The organism is Bacillus sp. RK1064 (assembly GCF_051488405.1).
Taxonomy (GTDB): Bacteria; Bacillota; Bacilli; order Bacillales; family Bacillaceae; genus Bacillus.
In genome coordinates this window covers 1,414,792-1,434,948 of the sequence record NZ_JBPSCZ010000001.1, presented here as the reverse complement: position 1 = coordinate 1,434,948, position 20,157 = coordinate 1,414,792, and the positions used below count along the sequence as shown (strand labels likewise).

The window sequence follows — 20,157 nt, the reverse complement described above, 5'->3', positions numbered from 1 at the left end:
TTTAAAATATCTCTTGATTTATTTTCAATACATAGTATAATATCTTTTGTCACTAAATTGTCTGGTGATGATGGCGAAGAGGTCACACCCGTTCCCATACCGAACACGGAAGTTAAGCTCTTCAGCGCCGATGGTAGTTGGGGGTCTCCCCCTGTGAGAGTAGGACATCGCCAGGCTTTCTTCATTCCGCAGTAGCTCAGTGGTAGAGCTATCGGCTGTTAACCGATCGGTCGTAGGTTCGAATCCTACCTGCGGAGCCAATTTGGAGAGCTGTCCGAGTGGCCGAAGGAGCACGATTGGAAATCGTGTAGGCGGTAACCCCGTCTCAAGGGTTCGAATCCCTTGCTCTCCGCCACAATTTACATAATAAAGGGCCCGTTGGTCAAGCGGTTAAGACACCGCCCTTTCACGGCGGTAACACGGGTTCGAATCCCGTACGGGTCACCATTTTATAGAATATACACCAGTATTTTTATTCGGAGGATTAGCTCAGCTGGGAGAGCATCTGCCTTACAAGCAGAGGGTCGGCGGTTCGAGCCCGTCATCCTCCACCATATCTTTTATATCGTCGCGGGGTGGAGCAGTTCGGTAGCTCGTCGGGCTCATAACCCGAAGGTCGCAGGTTCAAATCCTGCCCCCGCAACCAAAATGGTCCGGTAGTTCAGTTGGTTAGAATGCCTGCCTGTCACGCAGGAGGTCGCGGGTTCGAGTCCCGTCCGGACCGCCATTTTTAAAAAGAATACTTGGCTCGGTAGCTCAGTTGGTAGAGCAACGGACTGAAAATCCGTGTGTCGGCGGTTCGATTCCGTCCCGAGCCACCACTATTTGCCGGTGTAGCTCAATTGGTAGAGCAACTGACTTGTAATCAGTAGGTTGGGGGTTCAAGTCCTCTTGCCGGCACTGTTTTTCAAATGTGGAGGGGTAGCGAAGTGGCTAAACGCGGCGGACTGTAAATCCGCTCCCTCCGGGTTCGGCGGTTCGAATCCGCCCCCCTCCACCATTTTTGTTTTCATAGGGGCATAGTTTAAAGGTAGAACAGAGGTCTCCAAAACCTCCGGTGTGGGTTCGATTCCTACTGCCCCTGCCAATTTTCTTAATATGATTCATAACATATCTATGGCGGTTGTGGCGAAGTGGTTAACGCACCAGATTGTGGCTCTGGCACTCGTGGGTTCGATTCCCATCAATCGCCCCATTTTATTATTGGGCTATAGCCAAGCGGTAAGGCAACGGACTTTGACTCCGTCATGCGTTGGTTCGAATCCAGCTAGCCCAGTTAATTTGCGGAAGTAGTTCAGTGGTAGAACACCACCTTGCCAAGGTGGGGGTCGCGGGTTCGAATCCCGTCTTCCGCTCCAATAATGGCGGCATAGCCAAGTGGTAAGGCAGAGGTCTGCAAAACCTTTATCCCCGGTTCAAATCCGGGTGTCGCCTTTTTTGAAAAGACTGCCGGGGTGGTGGAATTGGCAGACACACAGGACTTAAAATCCTGCGGTAGGTGACTACCGTGCCGGTTCAAGTCCGGCCCTCGGCACCATTGTTTTTTTATAATAAGTTGCGCTCTTTAATGATCATGCCGGTGTGGCGGAATTGGCAGACGCGCACGACTCAAAATCGTGTTCCTCACGGAGTGCCGGTTCGACCCCGGCCACCGGTATCTATTAAAAGTTTCATGATCGGTTTTTACCGTCAGCCTAACGTTTCACCATTGTGGTGAAACGTTTTTTTGTGGTTAAAACGAGTTATTTAGATGAAAATATAAACTTATTAGAAAATTTTGCAACAGCAGTTAGGCGTTATACCACTCTTATCAAGCAGAGCGTGTAGCTGCCTCCCTTGAAATAAGAAGGACCAATAGAATATGCTAAATGCTGAAGGAAATGAATTCGCCTAGGATTATCTCGATTTTGAACATGGCTTGTGTTTAGATGACTACGGGGAGACATTCTCAGCAGCTGAAAGCGTGTATCATGTTGAAGATCGTTGGGAGAACTACGATAAAATCAAAGAAGTGATTCAAAAGCGTTATATAGATTGGGTGAATCAACGTTAAGGAATCTAGTTTTGTTTCAATAAATAAGAGCTTCTCATCTTTGTACTGTTTCATGTGGACATTACAATTGGCTATAGGAGATAAATAGAATGAATTTAGAGGGGCGGAGTTGTTATCTTGCAAACGAAGACGATATTACAGACCATCATTGAAGACGAGGGATCACGAGATTATCCGCTTTTTAGACAGTACTGTGAGAGAAAAGAGCAGGGTCTGCGTAAAGATGCGCTTAAAGTTCTTCAGTCCTTTATTGCGGAGATGAAGGAGAACGAGGTTGAAGCAAAGCGTGTATTTGTTGCTTGGCTGTTTGAGTGGATTGAACGGTTTGAGGATGGTCATCATTTGCTTGTGTTTCCATTGGTAAATGAGGTGATTCAGCCTGTTTTGCAAGAGTGGGAGAAGGTTGATCCAATGGATGTGAGACCGTATCGCTGGCAAGGCTTGTTTGTGCATCAGGGAGAAGGGCTGCCTTACTTATTGAAGGCACTAGAGCTTGGAGGCAGCAAGGAGCAGCGTGTGATAGTTCAAATTTGTGAAACCTATCTATCGGCCTTATGGTATTCGTTTCATCATATACATGAAGATCTTTATTTAAGCACCTATGAGAAAGATCAAGAGCGAATTCAGGGCATTGAAGATGTCATGACACTGATTGAAGATAAGAGGATTCGTACCAATGTTGAAAAACATTCGGTCTACTATAACCAGCTTTTATCGGATTGGAAGGAATTTCAGCAGACGGAGACAAGAGGCTTTATGAAATGGTGTGCGGAGCGTAAGAAGCCCTATGAGTGGGTAGAGGCATTTTATTATCATCAATAGATGAGGAAACGGCAGAATTCATTCTGCCGTTTTTTTACTTATGCCATATTCGCTTTATTTCTACATGATCTGGTCTAAAATATTGCAGAACATAGACATCTGGATTGCTTAGCTGATCCCACTCCTTGATTCCAATCGTGGGATCGGCGTGTTTTAGAAGCAGGCTCATAATATTGCCATGTGTGGCGAATAAGGTATGATCTTTTCCTAAATTTATTTGTTCATAGAGTGCCTCTACAATACGGTTCATCGCTTCTTGGCTCGATTCTCCGCCTTCACAGGTCATATGTAAGTCCGAAAAACTGAGCTTTAGTTTCTCATACCAATCGTCCATTGGTTTGCTGCTTAACACACGTTCAGAAAGACGCTGATCAATTTGTATCTCGAGCTGTTTCACATGAGCAAGGGGCTCAGTGGTTTGGATCGCTCGTTTATAAGGACTTGAGATGATCTGATTGAGGTGGATACCGGAAAAGAACTGTGCTAGTTCGTGAGATTGTGCGATGCCTTGTGGCGTTAAAGACGCATCCTCGGATTGTCCATTTGCTTGGCAATGTCTGACGATATAATATGTTTTCATGGGGCACATCTCTCATCGAGTATAAAAAAATCATCCAGGATTGGATGAGGATTCATGAAGGTCTAGGTTCATTTGTTCGGATCTGTTTCTTTATAGGGATCTGTTAGCTTCGAGGTTAGGTCTAAGTTGAACAAAAAATCGTCTACGGTGTCTGTGCCAAAGGGAAGTGTGGAGAAGTTGATTGGGATGCTGTCTTCTTGCTTTTCTGAAGTGACCTGCTGTTTAGGCTGCTTTTTTCTCCAGTACTTAAACAAGCACATGTAAAGCCCCCTTTTCTATGAAAAAGATGGATTTATACATAATATACGGGGAGAGTTGTCCAGGCGTCAAATGTTTTCTTAGAGAACGATGAAAAGAGCCACAGGAAAGTGCGGCTCTTTTTGTACATTTACATAGCACGACGTAATGCTTTCAGCACTTTACGTTCGCATTTTAAGTTGTATCGCTTGTGATGGAGTTTATCCGTGTTACATCTGCCAATGACTTGTCTGACATCTGGATGATAAATGATGAGATTCCTGAAAGTTGGATCATTTAATAACGTGTGAAACCAGCTGAATTTTTTGAGATGTGCTGCATTTCTAGAGATATCCTCTTCATCTACCTGTAGAAAAGGGATATACACAGCAAGTGAAAAGATATCGAAAATGAATCCCATGTTGGTTTCCTAATTCCATATTTTTCCTACGATTAGAAGGAGGCAAGGTTTCATTCAATAAACCTTTAAAAACAATCCCAGTGCATCAACCATTCTTTTTTGTCTTTGTCGTAATAGAAATACATCGTGCCGTTATCACCAATCATGAACCGAGGTTTTTCTTCTGAGGCGATTTGCAGCATGAATTCTCCTGGTTGATGACGGGGTGGGGATTGAATATATGCGCCATATCCATCGATTTTTGTGAATGAATAATTTGCGTATTGCTTAAAGAAGTGTTCTGTCGCTTCCTCACTTTCATTTACTTCTGATAAATCAACATATGACCACGCTTTTCCCCAGCAAGGGTAGTCCTTTTGCTCATTTTCATTCCATTGAATTTGAAAGGGTTTGAGCCCCCGAACTTCTTCAGGAGTCTCAACTACTTCGAATCCTTCCATAGTTGCGTATTCAATAAGCTTCCAGCCTTCGCCGTTTTTGGTGATATCAATCGGAAGTGCTTTCTGATTAAGAAAGATTTGAATCATCTTACATTCATTGCATCCGTTCATTCCTCCTGGCACTTCAGGTAAATAAATTTGTAAGATTGGAATCATGACATCATCTTGATCTGCTGGCCAGCCATGATCGGGGTGGATGAAGAAATGACCGGCAAACCAGCTGTGTGCTGCTGGATCAGGACGAAAACCGCCAATCTTAGCCACGACGGGTGTTTTTCCTAGTTGTTCTAATTCGTGAAAAGCCTTTATCCCATTACTTATCCCTCAATCTTTAGCCTGCAATGTGGGCATCTTGAAACGTGCCATTGATGTTGCCTGTGACAATGATGACATGTCCCCAAAATAAATCACCGTCATGACAGTAGACTTCAAACTCTCCATCTGGGTAAGCATGCAGGCTTTCGAGTGAGATGCGGCTCATAAATTGATCCAGTGTGAGCTCTTCTTGTTTTTCAGCGGAGTCATCTTGTGCCTGCCAGTTTTTAGCTAGTTCAATCAGTTGATTTGCTGCAAATGATTTAATGGAAGAGTTCCATGTGGTCTGCTCTTCCATGAGTTGTCTAGCGGTTCGAAGAGAGTCGTTTACTTTTTCATCTTCTTCGAGGTTGAAGTAGATCAGGCACTCTTGATTGCTCCATTGGATCGTTGTTTCAAATAAGTCTAGTCCTTTCACTAATTCAAAGGTGCCCAGCATGTCATCATGGTAAAAGACAGGTTTTTGAGCTTCTTCTCGTATCTCTTGAAGCTCTTGATCCTGTGTATCTGTATCGATGAGTGATACAAGCATGAACTCACCTTCACCTTTTCGGACCTGAAGTGTCACGATTGATTCTTTATGTAATTGTGCCTGCTTTTCCCGCAAGCCCTCTTCATCTGTTAACCAGCAGAGCCTTATGTTTTCGGTTGTGATGAGGTCTTTTTCCTTCCATGCAATCAGTGGAATAGAAGCGGTCCAAAGAGATTCCTGTCCGGTTTTTCCTGCGCCTACTCCTGAAGGTCCTGTGACAGCAATGATGTGATCTATTTCTTCTGAAAATCTTTCTTTAAATGCGCTTATTTGTTTGTTATTCTTCATGTGATGTCCTCCAGCCTGCTTTTTGAAAATCTATATCTTTATCACACCGCACATCAGGAGGAGAAATCAAGCTTTTTTTTGCTTAAAACTTTTTTAGATTGACAGAGGGAGAGAAAATACATGGATTGCTGGAGGGTGAGTCACAATAAAAAACAAATGGATTATGTATTGAATTTTGTATAAATTTAGGTGAAAGAGTCGAAAGGCCTAGGTGATTCTTCCTTTTCTTTATAATTACTTTGACACGAATAGATGAAAAAAGTAAAGTAGTACTGAGTGATTTACAAACCCTTCTTCATCCACTAAAACATGAAGTGTGTGTAAATGAAGTGTAAATGGATATTTTTCCTTTTATTTACTCGTATTTTTTTTTGAAACCTTTGAAGCTTCTCATACGTTATATTAAAGGAGCACATATATCCGGCGGAAACAGAGCATCGGAATGCTTGGTGAAGAAGATTTACATTTGCAAAATCAATGTAAATTTTTTATGATTTCATTTATATCAGAACGATAACTAAGAAAGAAGAGGTTTTATGAAAAAAATATTTGCGAACAAATATAGCTTTTTTGTATTGGCTGTCCTTTTATTTTGGGCGAAATCGTACGCTGCCTACAAAATGGACTTTAATTTAGGAGTGAAAGGTTCTTTTCAAGAGGGGCTTCTCTTATTAAATCCATTTAGTTCAGCCATTGTGTTTTTGGGACTGGCTCTCTTTTTGAAGGGTCGTAAATCTGCCATTGTTTTAATTGTTATTGACTTTATTATGACCGCACTTTTATATGCGAATGTAGCGTACTACCGTTTCTTTGATGACTTTTTGACTTTCTCCACAATGAAGCAAGCAGGCAATCTTGGAGGAGGCATGACTGGCGGTGTATTATCTAGTATTAAGCCGCATGACCTTTTGTATTTCCTTGATATCATTATCTTGATTGCGATTGTGATTTGGAGACCAGAAGTGAAGAAATTCCAAATGAAAAAGACATTTGCACTGCTGATTGTGGCTGCAGGTGTAGGACTGTTTTTTGTAAATCTTCATTTAGCTGAAAAGGACCGTCCAGAATTATTAACAAGAACATTTGATCACAAGTATGTTGTCAAATACTTAGGTGTTTATAATTATACGATTTATGACGGAGTACAATCAGCACAAAATGCAACACAGGTAGCAAATGCGAGCAGTGAAGATTTAACGGATGTTGTAAACTATACGGCTTCTCACTATGCGAAGCCAAACGCAGAGTATTTTGGTAAAGCAAAAGGGAAAAACATCATTAAAATCCATTTAGAAAGCTTCCAGTCTTTCTTAATTGACTACAAACTAAATGGAGAAGAAGTGACGCCGTTTTTAAACAAACTAGCTCATGGTAAAGAGGATTTTACGTATTTCGACAACTTCTTCCATCAGACAGGTCAAGGAAAGACAGCTGATGCTGAGCTAATGATGGATAATAGTATGTTCGGCTTGCCAGAGGGAGCAGCGTTTGTGACAAAAGGTGAAAATACTTACCAATCACTCCCTGCCATCCTAGATCAAAAAGCAGGCTATACGAGCGCAGTGCTTCACGGGGACTATAAATCTTTCTGGAACCGTGACACGATTTATAAGCATATGGGATATGATCAATTCTTCGATGCTTCATATTACAACATGGATGAAGAAAATCTTGTGAATATGGGTCTGAAGGATAAACCATTCTTCAAAGAATCAATCCCGATGCTAGAATCAATGAAAAAGCCATTTTATGCACATTTAATGACATTGACTAATCACTATCCATTTAATTTAGATGAAAAAGATGCGACAATTGCTAAGGCAACAACTGGTGACAAAACAGTAGATAACTACTTCCAAACAGCAAGATATCTAGATGAGTCATTAGAGCAATTCTTTAAAGACTTGAAAAAATCAGGTATGTATAAAGACTCGGTAATTTTATTATATGGTGATCACAACGGTATTTCTGAAAACCATAACCGTGCAATGAGCGAAATTCAAGGGAAAGAAATTACACCTTATCAAAATGCACAAAACCAGCGTGTACCACTCATGATTCGTATTCCTGGCAAACAGGGCGGCGTGAACCATACGTATGGTGGTGAAGTAGACGTGATGCCTACGCTTCTTCACTTACAAGGTATTGATTCAAATGAGTATGTGAATTTTGGAACAGATCTATTCTCTAAGAAGCATGATCAAACTGTTGCATTCCGTAACGGAAACTATGTGACACCAAAATATACACTTGTAGATAACACTGTCTACGATACAAAAACAGGTAAAGTTGTGAAACAAAATAAAAAGACAGAGGCGATTAAAGCCCGTGTCGATAATCAGTTAAGCCTTTCAGATAAAGTGCTTTATAGGGATCTTCTTCGATTCCATAAGCTGTCTGACTTTAAACCAGTGAATCCATCTGATTATTTCTATGGTAAATCAAAAGAAAAAGAAGAGGATTCTTCTGCTAAGTAACTGAGTTTTGGGCAAGCACAGAAGGGTGCTTGCCTTTTTCTCTCTCACCGCTTGATTTGTTGGCAAAATATGTTTATATTTAGGGTGATACAAGCGTGATGCTGGCGTGCAGCTGGCGGAACTCATTTCGTCCTAGGGGATTTCAGGAGGAGCTTATGACAACAAATACAAAAACACAAAAAAAGAAATCAGAATTATGGGGCTGGTTCAAAGCCATCTTAATCGCATTCATTGCTGTTTTTATCATTCGTAACTTTTTATTCGCACCGTATATTGTAAAAGGAACCTCTATGGATCCAACACTGCATAATACAGAGCGGGTTTTTGTGAATAAAACGGTTGATTACTTCGGCGATTACAAACGGGGACAGATCATTGTTCTTGATGGGGAAGATCGCAGCACTCATTATGTAAAACGATTAATTGGTTTACCCGGTGATAAAATTGAAATGAAAAATGACCAGCTATATGTCAATGGACAAAAAGTGGCGGAGCCTTACTTAGCGTCAAACAAAAAGAAAGCAGCCGCAGATGGGACCTTGCTGACACCTGATTTTGGTCCTCTTACCGTTCCAAAAGGAAAGTATTTTGTCATGGGTGACAATCGTCAAAACTCAATGGACAGCCGTAATGGCTTAGGTCTTTTTACAAAGAGTGATATTCAAGGAACCACTTCATTTGTGTTTTACCCTTTCCAAGACATTCGACTACTCAATGATTAATGACTCATAAAAAAAAGCACACAGAGGTGTGCTTCAGATTGTTGACAAAGGGCTAAAATGAACTTTATTTTAGCCCTTTGTCTTTATTCAGCGTGATAGAAAGCCTTTGAAGTCTAGGAAGAACGAGCATCGAAGCGGAGCGAATTAAATATTCGTGAGCACCGGAGCGCAGGACTGACAAAGAATGCGAAGGTTTGTCTACACGCTGAAAGCACACAGAGGTGTGCTTTTTCTATTTCATTCAGCCTGGCTTTTTGTGATCGCCTGTTCAAGATCTGCAAGGATGTCTTCAATCGCTTCTGTTCCAACAGATAAACGAATGAGTTCTGGTGTGACGCCTGTCGCTTTTTGTTCTGCTTCACTTAATTGTTGATGTGTTGTGCTGGCAGGATGAATAATCAGTGATTTGGAATCGCCCACATTTGCAAGGTGTGAGAAAAGCTTAACGGAATCAATGAGCTTTTTACCAGCTACTCGTCCACCTTTAATACCGAATGTGAGAATGGCGCCTTGTCCTTTTGGCAAATACGTTTGAGCAAGCTCATAAGATTCATGGCTTTCAAGACCTGGGTAGCTTACCCAATCTACAAGAGGGTGATCTTGTAAAAATTGCGCTGTTTTTAATGCATTTTCACTATGACGCTCGAGACGCAGATGCAAAGTTTCTAGGCCTTGCAGAAGTAAAAATGAGTTAAATGGAGACAGGGCAGCCCCTAAATCCCGCAAGAGCTGTACACGTGCTTTTGTGATATAAGCGGCTTCTCCAATTGCTTCGGTATACGTCAGACCGTGATAACTTGGATCTGGTTCAGTCAGCCCTTTGAACTTATCACTGTCAGCCCAAGGAAACTGGCCGCTATCGACAATGACACCGCCGATTGATGTACCATGACCGCCAATGAATTTCGTAGCGGAATGGACGACAATGTCTGCACCAAACTCGATCGGTCTTAATAAATAGGGGCTTGCGAGCGTATTGTCCACAATAAGCGGAATATGGTGCTTGTGTGCAATGGCCGAGACGGCTTCAATATGTAGAATGTCGCCTTTAGGATTCCCAATGCTTTCTGCATACACTGCCTTCGTTTTGTCTGTAATCGCTGCTTCGAGTTCTGCCAAGTTGGATGAATCAACAAATTTCACTGTAATGCCGAGCTTTTTGAGTGTATGGGCAAATAAATTGTACGTGCCTCCATAAAGGCTGCTGGAGGATACAATTTCGTCACCAGCTCCTGCAATGTTTAAAATAGAATAAGTTGTCGCTGCTTGTCCAGAAGAGACAGCAAGTGCACCAATGCCGCCCTCAAGCTCAGCGATCCGTTTTTCAAAGACGTCATTTGTAGGGTTCATAATGCGAGAATAAATATTTCCGGGTTCCTGCAGTCCAAATAAATTCGCCGCATGCTCACTATCTCTAAAACCGAAAGAGCTTGTTTGGTAAATAGGCACGGCTCTTGAATAGGTTGCTGAATCAAGCTCCTGACCTGCGTGAATGGCTTTTGTTTCTAAACGGAATGGACGTTCTTCTGACATGTGTGTATCCTCCTTTTGTTAGATAAAACCAACTACTTTGATAAGAAATATTTAATAAGACTATAAATCTTGTTTCATGCTTGGTCAATCATTTTTTAGATAAATCTGAAAAAATAATCAATAAAGTTGATGGACTTTTTTATTTCAATTGGAAGGGTGTATATGTTGGTGAAAAGAGAGATTGTTTCATTAGAGAGTGCGGATCAGTTTTTTTAGAAAGCAGCAAATCATTCAAGTGTTGTTTGAAAAGATCATGCTCGCCATCGTTTTAGATGAATTCTATAAGCGATTAATCTAATTTGAAGCACAAAGAATGCCAGCTGGTGGAATCATGGGGAAAGCCTATGCTGTAGGTTGCTTTTTCATAGAAAGGAGCGTGTCATATGTTGGATGTTACTCAAGAAGGCAAGGGCTTTTTTCCCAATGATCTCTCTTGTATATACATATTTTAAGTGACAAGAGAAGAAGGAAAATATGCTCACTTTTTTGTCGGAATTATCAGTAAATATTTCATAAATGGAGTTATAACGACATATAATCAGGACTTTTATATCTGATATATCGGGGGAATTCTTTCTATCTCACAAAAAAGAAAGAATATATAAAGGAGATGATAAAAATGACCTATTTCAAAAAAAGAAGAAAAAAGATGGTTTAATTGCCATTATCTGGGTTTTGTGGTTCTTATGGAGTGGAAAAACCTAGTTAATAAGAGAGGGGTTATACACTTAAAAGTGAATAATTGAATAAAAAGTCACATTTTACCCAAAAGTATGTTCGGTCAAAAATGGGATCTTCTGTTGATGTTTGGAGAGTGACGCCTATGATACGATCATCATAAGCTGGGAGGTGAAAAGTATGACTTATGCAGCGCCGCAAGTTGACTATTCCACTATGGAACCTGCTATTATGGACCAAGCTTGGTTCTTAGTATTTGTTGCTGTCCTTCTTGGATTGGGAGCAACAGTTGTTCTAGGAGCAGCAGTTTGGTGTTTAGCAAACGGCAAGGGTAGCTTTACAGGAGCCGTTCAGTGGGAAAGTGGCTTAAAAGTCAAAATTGAATGTAAGTAGCTATACTTAGGATTCATCTTTTTACTTCTATGAAATGACACCAGGGCTAAACCGTCTGTGGCGGGCGGTTTAGCCTGATCTGTTTTTAAAGAATATGCAGACACTTGGAGGTTATATGTTTACGATCGAGAATTTAACTAAGACGTATAAAAATAACGTGACTGCTGTCAATGATTTTCATCTACAGATCGACCCTCATCAAATCGTTGCTGTTGCTGGACCGAATGGTTCCGGTAAAACAACGATGATTAACTGTATACTCGGCATCATTAAGCATACAGAAGGAACGATTCTCTTGCAGGACGTCACAAATGACGAACCATCCTTTAAAAAACAAGTAGCCTATGTTCCAGATGATCTGCTACTCCCTGAAGCATTGACTGGTGCTGAATATTTAGATTTTGTTTCTTCTATGTATGAATGTAAAACAATTCATAGAAGAAATCAACTAATTGAACTGTTTGATATGGACTCGGCTTTATCAAGACCGATCGAAACCTATTCACATGGTATGAAAAAAAAGACACAGCTGATTGCCGCCTTTATGCTTGATAGTCAATTGGTGATCATGGATGAGCCCTTTAGAGGACTTGATATTGAAGCGGTTATAAACACAAAGAAACTGATGAAGCGTTATGCCGAGCACCATGGTGCGATCTTGCTTTCAACGCATGATATGCTTTCAGCGGAAGAGCTGTGCCACAAAATCGCCATTATTTCTAAGGGAAATAAAATGGATGAAGGAACGGTCTCAGCCTTAAAGGAGAAGTATCAATCAAGCACATTGGAACAGGTGTTTCTGAAAGCTTCAATGTTAAGTGATAGGGGTGCACATTTTGATGAAATCATTAATCATTTCTAGAATGATGCTTAAAATGTGGCAGCAGGAGATGTATAAGCTCTTTGATACTCAGACGAAGCGGATCATTGTGATCTTATTCTTTTTGTTTGCCGTCACAATGGGAGCTATCATCGGATACAGTTTTACGGGTGTCTTTATGAAGGCTTTCTTAAATGGAGATGAACGTTCACTTGGATTACTCGTTGTGTCAATGGCGATCAATGCATCCATATTTACAAGCTTGTTATTCGTTTTGATCAAGGTCAGAACGCCTGAGCAAGACCGTTTTTCTATGCAGCTCAGCTGGTTCCCGCTTTCTACCTTTCAGAAAAGCCTTGGATACTTTATTCCGATGGTGACAGTGGTGGCAGGACTTGTGTTATTTTTTATCGGTATCCTGCTTTTACCTAACTTTATTGCCCAGGGAATCGGTATTTTCTTTATCTTTACGTTCTTTTTAATGGTGATTTTGCAATCGCTTTTTGTCTTAATGCTTCTGCAACTCATTTATAATATTACCTATTTGGTCGTTCTGAAATTAAAATTACCGTTGCAAAAATTTGCAGCGATCTTTGTTTTATTAGCACTGGTTGTGGCGTATGGAATGACGCATTTTGATATCAGTCAAATTCAGCAATCATATATACAGTTTGATTATCATTTGATGTATTTTACAGCACCGTTTTTCTTAGCGGCTCAAGGAATGTCTCCTGAAGGGGTAAATTATGCAATGTTGATCCTGTTCATCCTTTTATCGGCGGGCGGCGCATTTCTTTCTCTTGCGATGATGCCGATTATGGCAGAGAAAAAAGCGTTAACCTTTTTAAACAAACTGCCGTTCTCTTCTTCAAAAAAATGGTCACTTATTGTAAAGGAAATGAAATCACAGGTGCGAAATGAAGAAAACATTTTAAACTTTCTCATTCTCCTCATTGTGATCTTATTCGTCCGTTATCAGTTTGGATTCCGCTTTGAAGAAGAAGCGTTTTTTGTTCTCTGCGCTCTTGCTGGATTAACCGCCTTCAATTCATTTGGCAATGATAAACGAATGCTGGGGATGTACAAAACATTTGGCCTAAGATCGTGGGAAGTGGCTCTGTATAAGTTTATCGGGCTTTTGCTTGTTGGTATACTGCAAATTGCGTTATTCATGCTGACAACGCTGACGCTTCCTGATCAGGTTTGGAACGTATTGATTGGGGCCGCTGTTTTATGCAATGCCACTGCGCTCTTTTATGTGGTAGGTATTTTACTTCCGCTTGATCGAAACAATCCCTACACAGGCATTTTTTCATTTGGAGCACTTATTTTACTCATGATTCCGATTGTTTTTATTGGAAACTATGTCATAGGGGAGTCGAGTCAAACACTTCAGTGGCTGCTTGTAGCTGCATTTGAAGGTCTGCTCATCTTTGCCATATACAAAGGTTTTTCATGGAGGTATTCACATGATTCAACTTCTTAACAATAAGCTAAAGATTGAGCGGGTACCGGCACTCGCGCCGTATGTGACCTTACAAAAGAGGCTTCTCACTGATACGCAGTATGGAAGCACACTCCCGATTAATGAAAGTGCCTATCATATGTTAACGAAAGTAGATGGCAAAAGGACAGAAGCGAGTATTACCGCAGAGCTCGCCGATTTGTTTCAGGTCGATGAATCTGTGATTTCTCGTGACTTTTATCAACTGATAATGGGGTTAAATCAGCATCACTTGCTGTCTATTCATTATCAATCACCATATCGGATTGTGACAGCCTGTTGTCAATTTTTCAAACAGTATCAAGTGAAAATGAAGGAACGATTTGATTGCACTGGTCACTCGTTCCTGCACATTTTGGGGACGGCTTTGCTCATGGTGACGCGTAAAATCATCTTTTTCTGGATGCTTTTTATGGTCATGGCAGGGATCGCTTTTTTATTCATTCCTGACCAGTCGATTGCAGCCATTGCGATTTATTTTACTATTATTTATTTTGGATTAATTACCGGGACCGCCTTACATGAGGCAGCACACGGCTATGCGCATCGGAAATTTGCGGGACGGGATGGTCCTCAAGGCTTTTTTGCGAGTGATATGATGTCTGTGAAATTTGTGAGACCTGTATTAGATCCGTTTCAGAAAAAGCAAGTATGGATTACTCTGCTTGGGCCGCTTGTCCCGGGTGTGATCGGGGCAGCAGGGATCATTGTGACCGTATTATTTCTGAAAGAAAATCCAATTTCGACAGGTTTCTTTATTTTTTCAATCACGTATTTTATTCAATTACTCTATCTTCTTCCATTTATGGGGGATGGTAAATCCATTATGAAGCAGCTATTGCTTGGGGGAATGGGAGGACAACGATCATGAACGTACAGGCGATGAAACAAGGCGCTATTGTTGGTGGCTTTCTAGGATTTTTAGGCTTTCCGATGCTGACAATCGGTGTATTGTTCTATCATTTATTTCAATCAAAAACGAATGATACCTTATTATTTAACAGTCTCGCTTTTGAGATGGAAGGTTCATCCGCATTTACTTTTCAGATCAAGCCAAACTTTTTTATTTATATGATTGTGATTTTTGCCGCGAGTTTTCTCATTGTGGCTTTCTTATCAGCAATGAAGCAGAAAAAAGCAAAAGATTAGGAGAATCCTCCTAATCTTTTTTTGTATAATCAACCAAATTTTAGTATAATAGAAAAAACATCAAAGGGGATCTCAATGTTAAAAAAATGGAGTGTTCTTATATTCACTGTTTTTCTATTAGCAGGATGCGGCGAGAAGGCCGAAGAAACCACGACAACCGAGAACACGGTATCTACAATAAACACGGAGTCTGCTACTAAGAAGCAAGTAACCATCGAACAAATGAAACTGACAAAAAAAGAAAAAAACTTACTAGAAGCATCAACCCCTAATGAAATGGTGGCTTTGACACTAAAAGGATTAACGAAGAAGGATAAGAGTATTACGTTTATCGGGAGTCATTACAAAAATGGCCGATTAGCTAATCAGGAAGCATCATCTGCCACCTTTACTTTACATCAGAATGGAACCGACCAAACGATGAATGTGCTCTTGCAATTAAAGCATGAGAAAGATACATATGAATCACAATTTAGTATTTGGTCAGACAAAAAGAATGAGGGAATGACGAAAGCGACATCAAGTTTCCCGTTCAAAGTAAGTGACTATGTTTTTTCTGCACAATCTGAAACTGTCAAAGTCTCTTCTGGAGGAAAGGCATTGATTGCATATACAGCAGCAATGGGGAAAGACGGGAATTCACCTATGCTTGAAGAGATTGAGAAGAATCCAAAGCAAGCAATGAAGAATAAGTCACATGCATACTTATTTTATATTCAGCTAGATAAATAACTATCGTAATATATACGGAGAATATGAAGTTTTTTGACGAAAAATCTTCATATTCTCTTGACGAATTGTTAAGAAAGTTGTAACATAATAAAAGTCAACGCGATGATGTTGCTTTTGAAAAATTGATGCGGGTGTAGTTTAGTGGTAAAACCTCAGCCTTCCAAGCTGATGTCGTGAGTTCGATTCTCATCACCCGCTCCAATACATAATTTTGTTTATAACGCAGTATTTCGTTTCATAGATAAACGAAGTGTTGCGTTTTTTATTATGTCAGTATAATGTGAAAAGCACTGTCAAGCTACAGTGCTTTTTCAATAAGTTCATATTTACTTTCTCCACCATGTATTTGTACAAACATCTTCGTCAAGGATTGGATTAGAGCTTCACTCTTTTCCCGGGAAATAGATGGCGGAAAGAGGATGATTTGCAGAATGTTTTTTGTGTCTTGAGAAATTTGTGCTTTACTTGCATGAGAAAATAATCCCTTAAGTCCCGCGTCGTCCTGCCATTCAATGTGGCCAGTCTCATGTTTTGCTAGTGAAAGCGGCTCTTCTATGCGATCAGCATCGAATGTCAGGATGGGCAAGAAATATTTTAAAGAGAAAAATATCGACAAATCCTGTACGGAATTGGTCGAGTCAATAAATTGTTCCTTTTGGATATCAGCAAGAATTGGCAGGAAAGGAACGTCTTTTAAAAGATCCGTCCATTCTTTGATTGCTGGTACTTCTTCTAAGACTTTATCTTCGTATTCAAAGAATAAAGATTCTTGAAACAGGCGTAGTCGGCCTTTTAACATTTGAGGGGATGTACCAACTTCAATATGCGAATATTCAATCTGTCCAACATGGATAGACGGGTTTTCAGGATGAGAAATTTCCATATGTATCTTCACAGTGACTCACTCCAATCGGTCATGATACACTCGTATTATACTGAAAACAACAGAAGAAACAAAGAAAGGAGGTTTGCAAGGTGATTCATGTTGGAGAATTAAAAGAAGAATTGATTCAATATGCGAAAGAAATTGGTGTCGATAAAATCCGATTTGCAAGTGCTGATACATTTGATTCATTAAAGGACCGCCTCATCTTACATGAATCGTTAGGGTATTTGTCAGGTTTTGAAGAGCCTGACATCGAAAAACGAACAAACCCTTCTTTGCTGCTTCCGAAGGCCAAATCAATTGTTGCGATAGCGCTCGCGTATCCTTCCAAAATGAAAGATGCTCCTCGAAGTACAAGAGATGCAAGAAGAGGGATCTTTTGCCGGGCTTCTTGGGGAACGGACTATCATGTTGTGCTGAAAAAAAAGCTCGATATGCTCGAAGAATTCTTGCGAAGCAAACATGTCGATATACGAACAAAATCAATGGTGGACACAGGGGAACTGTCTGATCGTGCAGTAGCGGAACGCGCTGGCATAGGTTTTAGTGCAAAGAACTGTATGATTATCACGCCAGAGTTTGGATCTTATGTGTATTTGGCTGAAATGATCACAAATGTCCCATTTGAACCGGATGAAAAAATTGAAGACCAGTGCGGAACGTGCAATAAATGTGTAGATTCGTGCCCAACTGGTGCACTTGTGAATCCAGGACAGCTGAATTCTCAACGATGTATTTCATTTTTAACGCAGACAAAAGGATTTTTGCCTGACGAATTTCGTTCGAAAATAGGAAATCGATTGTATGGGTGTGATACGTGCCAAATCGTCTGCCCGATCAATAAAGGAAAAGACTTTCATTTGCATCCTGAAATGGAGCCGGACCCTGAAATTGCTAAGCCGCTCTTAAAGCCGCTTCTTACGATCAGTAATCGTGAGTTTAAGGAAAAATACGGTCATGTTTCAGGTTCATGGCGGGGGAAAAAGCCGATTCAGCGAAATGCGATTTTGGCACTTGCTCACTTTAAAGATACATCTGCCTTACCAGTGTTGATTGATTTGATGCACAAGGATCCACGGCCTGTTATTCGAGGCACGGCTGCTTGGGCAATAGGGAAAATTGGCGACGAGAAGCTGCTCCCAGAGTTGGAAAAAGCCCTTGAGCGGGAAAGTGATGAGGAAGCGAAACAAGAAATTGTCAAAGGGATTGAGTTTTTACAGACACCTTTAAATACTAAATAACATCCCTATGAACATAGAATGAACCAAACAGAGATTTCAAAAAAAGTTTGGTGGTGTCTGTGTGAAACAATTATTAGAGCAAACATTAGAAGACAGGCTTGGTTATTTATTAAATGGGAGTGCAATTAAACAGCCGCAGCTCATGTCTGATGTGGAAGCAGTCGAACGGAAAAAAGAGCTTTTTGCTAGAAGACAGGTGGAGATTGTCAAGGCGAAAGCCAAAGCAAAACTTCTTGATTCATCGATTCAGGATGACGGGGCTCAGCATGTGCAGTATCTCGCTCATCTCACTTATGTATGCAAGGATGCAGACGACTCTTTTTATTTAGAGGAGCAGGTAGAAAAAAGAGAAGCGTTCCTTTACAACGACATGCTTGTCAAAGATCGGATGATGCTAGAAAAACGGCAAATGGAAGAGCAGATGGATGAGCGCTTTCAGACCGAAGAACAGTTTGGGAGAGCCTTTCACTATGACCGGCGGGCAGCCGTGCAATATGCGGAGACGTACTGGAATAAACGAAATCCTGCCTATAAAAATTTTGAAGATAACTGCACAAATTTTATTTCACAATGCTTGAAAGCAGGGAATGCACCAACGAGAGGGTATCCGAACCGCGGATCTGGCTGGTGGGTGCGTCCTCATACGTGGAGCTATAGCTGGACGGTGGCTCATTCGATGAAAAATTATTTAGCGAATTCGAAAGCGGGTTTAAGAGCAAAGAAACTCAAAGAAGCGCAGGAGCTTCAAATTGGTGATGTCATTTGCTACGATTTTGAGGGAGATGGCAGGTATAATCATACAACCATTGTCGTCGATCATGATAAAGGCGGAATGCCTCTTGTGAATGCACAGACATATGACAGCCGTATGCGTTATTGGTCGTATGAGGATTCGACCGCCTATACACCTGCTATTCGTTATACGTTTTTTCACATTTTGGACGATGCCGCGAAGGATAGTTAATGGTATAATGTTGAGCGGAAAAGAAAATTAGAGGTGAACTTTTTTGGGACTTCATGTCGTTTTATATCAACCAGAGATTCCAGCTAATACTGGAAATATTGCGCGTACATGTGCAGCAACAAATACAACTCTTCATCTGATTCGTCCGCTTGGTTTTTCGACAGATGACAAAATGCTGAAGCGTGCAGGACTCGATTATTGGAAATATGCCAATGTGGTCTATCATGACTCGCTTGATGAATTGTTTGAGGCTCATCCGAAGGGACAATTCTTCTATATCACAAAATTTGGCCAAAAGCCGCATACGACATTTGATTACTCTCAGTTAAATGAAGACTACTTCTTCGTTTTTGGCAGAGAGACAAGTGGATTGCCGAAAGATTTGATCGAGCGAAATATGGACCGCTGCCTTCGTTTACCGATGACAGAGCATGTTCGTTCTCTGAATCTATCGAATACGGCAGCAATTCTTGTGTATGAGGCACTTCGCCAGCAGCAATACCGAGATCTGATTTAAGGTCATAATGAAAGCCGGGATACCTATCTCGGCTTTTTTTATATGAGATAAGAAATATAAAGAAGGAAAATACGACTTTTTTTATACTTTTTTTGACATGTAAAAATAGGTAGTATGATAGATTGTAATCGCGTTTTCAAAAAATAATGAATCCATTAAATGAGATGAAAAAGCTACTGATCACTAGTGCCATTAGCTCTGCTATTTTAATGGAGACGATTCCAGTCAGTATCCCAGGTCTCTCTCAGACGCAGGAAATAGAAGCAGCGCAATTATCGAAAGGTATCGGCGGGCGTACTTATATCAATAGCAATGGATCAATATTGGTCACAAAGATTCAACTCCCTCCCGCAATGAGTGTGTCAAATGGGACAGCTTATATTTATTCTGGATTCACAGGTTCAAAAGAAGCAGACATCGGTCTTCAATAGAGTCCAACCTAAACAAATAATCAAGAGACATATATCGAAGGAAAAAATGATTTTACGTATACAAAAGGATTTAAGCCTGGAAGTACTGTGCAAATGACCATTTATAAAAACTTGAATGGACATACAAGAGCGACGTTCTGGGGGACAAATAATGTTGGTTATACCGGGCGTATCATCACAGAAATTCAAAACTCAAACATTGGCTCTGTGACTAAGTGGAAATTACTGTCGACAGTAGCAGTGACTGACGATATCTACCGGAAAGATATTCGGGCGAACTTCTCTACTCGTTTTACTGACATCACATTAGACAGTCGTGCCGTCACACCTGTGATTGATACGCAAGACTTTACGTCCATTCAGGTATCAGGGAATACAGTGAATATGCAGGTGCTAAAAACAACGAATTAAATGAAAAAAGG

The 20,157-nt window shown here is 40.7% G+C and carries 19 protein-coding genes, 17 tRNA genes, 1 rRNA gene and 1 pseudogene; 31 read left to right on the top strand and 7 right to left on the bottom strand.

What is annotated here, in order from left to right; all coding sequences use genetic code 11:
• The first annotated feature begins 60 nt into the window (after positions 1 to 60).
• The 18 genes from rrf (at position 61) to ACSSTM_RS07615 (ending at position 2,875) form a co-directional block, all read left to right on the top strand.
• A 5S ribosomal RNA gene (gene rrf, locus ACSSTM_RS07700) occupies positions 61 to 176 on the top strand.
• A 9-nt stretch (positions 177 to 185) separates the two neighbouring features.
• Positions 186 to 260: transfer RNA gene (locus tag ACSSTM_RS07695), tRNA-Asn, on the top strand.
• A 4-nt stretch (positions 261 to 264) separates the two neighbouring features.
• Positions 265 to 355: transfer RNA gene (locus tag ACSSTM_RS07690), tRNA-Ser, on the top strand.
• 17 nt (positions 356 to 372) lie between these two features.
• Positions 373 to 447, top strand: a tRNA-Glu gene (locus tag ACSSTM_RS07685).
• Positions 448 to 478: 31 nt separating this feature from the next.
• Positions 479 to 554: transfer RNA gene (locus tag ACSSTM_RS07680), tRNA-Val, on the top strand.
• 15 nt (positions 555 to 569) lie between these two features.
• A tRNA-Met gene (locus ACSSTM_RS07675) sits at positions 570 to 646 on the top strand.
• A 4-nt stretch (positions 647 to 650) separates the two neighbouring features.
• A tRNA-Asp gene (locus ACSSTM_RS07670) sits at positions 651 to 727 on the top strand.
• A gap of 18 nt (positions 728 to 745) precedes the next feature.
• Positions 746 to 821 (top strand) — tRNA-Phe (locus tag ACSSTM_RS07665).
• Positions 822 to 827: 6 nt separating this feature from the next.
• Positions 828 to 900: transfer RNA gene (locus tag ACSSTM_RS07660), tRNA-Thr, on the top strand.
• Positions 901 to 915: 15 nt separating this feature from the next.
• Positions 916 to 1,000, top strand: a tRNA-Tyr gene (locus ACSSTM_RS07655).
• 13 nt (positions 1,001 to 1,013) lie between these two features.
• Positions 1,014 to 1,087, top strand: a tRNA-Trp gene (locus ACSSTM_RS07650).
• Positions 1,088 to 1,119: 32 nt separating this feature from the next.
• Positions 1,120 to 1,195, top strand: a tRNA-His gene (locus ACSSTM_RS07645).
• Between the two features lie 9 nt (positions 1,196 to 1,204).
• Positions 1,205 to 1,276, top strand: a tRNA-Gln gene (locus ACSSTM_RS07640).
• A gap of 7 nt (positions 1,277 to 1,283) precedes the next feature.
• Positions 1,284 to 1,358, top strand: a tRNA-Gly gene (locus ACSSTM_RS07635).
• A gap of 5 nt (positions 1,359 to 1,363) precedes the next feature.
• Positions 1,364 to 1,434 (top strand) — tRNA-Cys (locus ACSSTM_RS07630).
• 14 nt (positions 1,435 to 1,448) lie between these two features.
• Positions 1,449 to 1,537: transfer RNA gene (locus ACSSTM_RS07625), tRNA-Leu, on the top strand.
• Between the two features lie 38 nt (positions 1,538 to 1,575).
• A tRNA-Leu gene (locus ACSSTM_RS07620) sits at positions 1,576 to 1,657 on the top strand.
• Between the two features lie 513 nt (positions 1,658 to 2,170).
• Complete coding sequence (locus ACSSTM_RS07615; RefSeq protein WP_034663843.1) at positions 2,171 to 2,875, top strand: hypothetical protein; 705 nt, start codon at positions 2,171 to 2,173, stop codon at positions 2,873 to 2,875.
• Positions 2,876 to 2,909: 34 nt separating this feature from the next.
• Here ACSSTM_RS07615 and ACSSTM_RS07610 read toward each other — a convergent pair whose 3' ends face one another.
• The 5 genes from ACSSTM_RS07610 to ACSSTM_RS07590 form a co-directional block, all read right to left on the bottom strand.
• Complete coding sequence (locus ACSSTM_RS07610) at positions 2,910 to 3,455, bottom strand: histidine phosphatase family protein (RefSeq protein ID WP_420735057.1); 546 nt, start codon at positions 3,453 to 3,455, stop codon at positions 2,910 to 2,912.
• Positions 3,456 to 3,523: 68 nt separating this feature from the next.
• Positions 3,524 to 3,715, bottom strand: a complete 192-nt coding sequence (locus ACSSTM_RS07605) for a hypothetical protein (RefSeq protein WP_437404113.1) — start codon at positions 3,713 to 3,715, stop codon at positions 3,524 to 3,526.
• 128 nt (positions 3,716 to 3,843) lie between these two features.
• Entirely contained in the window at positions 3,844 to 4,113 is a 270-nt protein-coding gene (locus tag ACSSTM_RS07600; protein WP_034663836.1) for a hypothetical protein, read from the bottom strand.
• Between the two features lie 65 nt (positions 4,114 to 4,178).
• Positions 4,179 to 4,862 carry a DUF1963 domain-containing protein gene (locus ACSSTM_RS07595; RefSeq protein ID WP_420735091.1) on the bottom strand — a complete coding sequence of 228 codons (684 nt, stop codon included), beginning with the start codon at positions 4,860 to 4,862 and terminating at the stop codon, positions 4,179 to 4,181.
• 22 nt (positions 4,863 to 4,884) lie between these two features.
• Complete coding sequence (locus ACSSTM_RS07590) at positions 4,885 to 5,688, bottom strand: DUF2262 domain-containing protein (protein ID WP_034663831.1); 804 nt, start codon at positions 5,686 to 5,688, stop codon at positions 4,885 to 4,887.
• Between the two features lie 536 nt (positions 5,689 to 6,224).
• Between ACSSTM_RS07590 and ACSSTM_RS07585 the strand changes: the two genes are divergently transcribed.
• Together ACSSTM_RS07585 and lepB are read left to right on the top strand one after the other, a co-directional pair.
• Complete coding sequence (locus ACSSTM_RS07585) at positions 6,225 to 8,165, top strand: LTA synthase family protein (RefSeq protein ID WP_034663829.1); 1,941 nt, start codon at positions 6,225 to 6,227, stop codon at positions 8,163 to 8,165.
• 155 nt (positions 8,166 to 8,320) lie between these two features.
• Positions 8,321 to 8,887, top strand: coding sequence for a signal peptidase I (gene lepB, locus ACSSTM_RS07580; protein WP_034663827.1), 567 nt, complete (start codon positions 8,321 to 8,323; stop codon positions 8,885 to 8,887).
• A 237-nt stretch (positions 8,888 to 9,124) separates the two neighbouring features.
• Here lepB and ACSSTM_RS07575 read toward each other — a convergent pair whose 3' ends face one another.
• Positions 9,125 to 10,420 (bottom strand): homocysteine synthase, encoded by a 1,296-nt coding sequence (locus ACSSTM_RS07575; RefSeq protein ID WP_420735058.1) that lies wholly within the window; start codon positions 10,418 to 10,420, stop codon positions 9,125 to 9,127.
• 858 nt (positions 10,421 to 11,278) lie between these two features.
• On the opposite strand from ACSSTM_RS07575, the gene ACSSTM_RS07570 reads away from it, so the two are divergent.
• The 7 genes from ACSSTM_RS07570 to ACSSTM_RS07540 all read left to right on the top strand — a co-directional run bounded on the left by ACSSTM_RS07570 (position 11,279) and on the right by ACSSTM_RS07540 (position 15,897).
• A complete protein-coding gene (locus tag ACSSTM_RS07570) occupies positions 11,279 to 11,491 on the top strand; it encodes a hypothetical protein (RefSeq protein WP_034663822.1) in 213 nt (70 codons plus the stop codon).
• Positions 11,492 to 11,606: 115 nt separating this feature from the next.
• Positions 11,607 to 12,353 (top strand): ABC transporter ATP-binding protein, encoded by a 747-nt coding sequence (locus ACSSTM_RS07565; protein ID WP_034663820.1) that lies wholly within the window; start codon positions 11,607 to 11,609, stop codon positions 12,351 to 12,353.
• A complete protein-coding gene (locus tag ACSSTM_RS07560; protein WP_034663818.1) occupies positions 12,331 to 13,797 on the top strand; it encodes a hypothetical protein in 1,467 nt (488 codons plus the stop codon). Before ACSSTM_RS07565 ends, ACSSTM_RS07560 begins: the two co-directional genes overlap by 23 nt.
• Entirely contained in the window at positions 13,781 to 14,686 is a 906-nt protein-coding gene (locus ACSSTM_RS07555; RefSeq protein WP_034663815.1) for a PqqD family protein, read from the top strand. Before ACSSTM_RS07560 ends, ACSSTM_RS07555 begins: the two co-directional genes overlap by 17 nt.
• Positions 14,683 to 14,964, top strand: a complete 282-nt coding sequence (locus ACSSTM_RS07550; RefSeq protein ID WP_034663812.1) for a hypothetical protein — start codon at positions 14,683 to 14,685, stop codon at positions 14,962 to 14,964. Before ACSSTM_RS07555 ends, ACSSTM_RS07550 begins: the two co-directional genes overlap by 4 nt.
• A gap of 75 nt (positions 14,965 to 15,039) precedes the next feature.
• Positions 15,040 to 15,696 (top strand): hypothetical protein, encoded by a 657-nt coding sequence (locus ACSSTM_RS07545; RefSeq protein WP_106037905.1) that lies wholly within the window; start codon positions 15,040 to 15,042, stop codon positions 15,694 to 15,696.
• A 127-nt stretch (positions 15,697 to 15,823) separates the two neighbouring features.
• Positions 15,824 to 15,897, top strand: a tRNA-Gly gene (locus ACSSTM_RS07540).
• A gap of 97 nt (positions 15,898 to 15,994) precedes the next feature.
• On the opposite strand, the gene ACSSTM_RS07535 is transcribed toward ACSSTM_RS07540, so the two are convergent.
• On the bottom strand, positions 15,995 to 16,591 hold the full coding sequence (locus ACSSTM_RS07535) for a hypothetical protein (RefSeq protein ID WP_223249867.1): 597 nt from the start codon (positions 16,589 to 16,591) through the stop codon (positions 15,995 to 15,997).
• An 83-nt stretch (positions 16,592 to 16,674) separates the two neighbouring features.
• Here ACSSTM_RS07535 and queG point away from each other — a divergent pair, with 83 nt between their 5' ends.
• The 4 genes and pseudogenes from queG (at position 16,675) to ACSSTM_RS07515 (ending at position 20,146) form a co-directional block, all read left to right on the top strand.
• Entirely contained in the window at positions 16,675 to 17,823 is a 1,149-nt protein-coding gene (gene queG / locus ACSSTM_RS07530) for a tRNA epoxyqueuosine(34) reductase QueG (RefSeq protein WP_095284952.1), read from the top strand.
• A gap of 61 nt (positions 17,824 to 17,884) precedes the next feature.
• Complete coding sequence (locus ACSSTM_RS07525; protein WP_034663808.1) at positions 17,885 to 18,787, top strand: amidase domain-containing protein; 903 nt, start codon at positions 17,885 to 17,887, stop codon at positions 18,785 to 18,787.
• Between the two features lie 43 nt (positions 18,788 to 18,830).
• On the top strand, positions 18,831 to 19,304 hold the full coding sequence (gene trmL, locus ACSSTM_RS07520) for a tRNA (uridine(34)/cytosine(34)/5-carboxymethylaminomethyluridine(34)-2'-O)-methyltransferase TrmL (protein ID WP_034663807.1): 474 nt from the start codon (positions 18,831 to 18,833) through the stop codon (positions 19,302 to 19,304).
• A gap of 146 nt (positions 19,305 to 19,450) precedes the next feature.
• A pseudogene (locus tag ACSSTM_RS07515) lies at positions 19,451 to 20,146 on the top strand (YrpD family protein).
• Positions 20,147 to 20,157 lie beyond the last annotated feature (11 nt).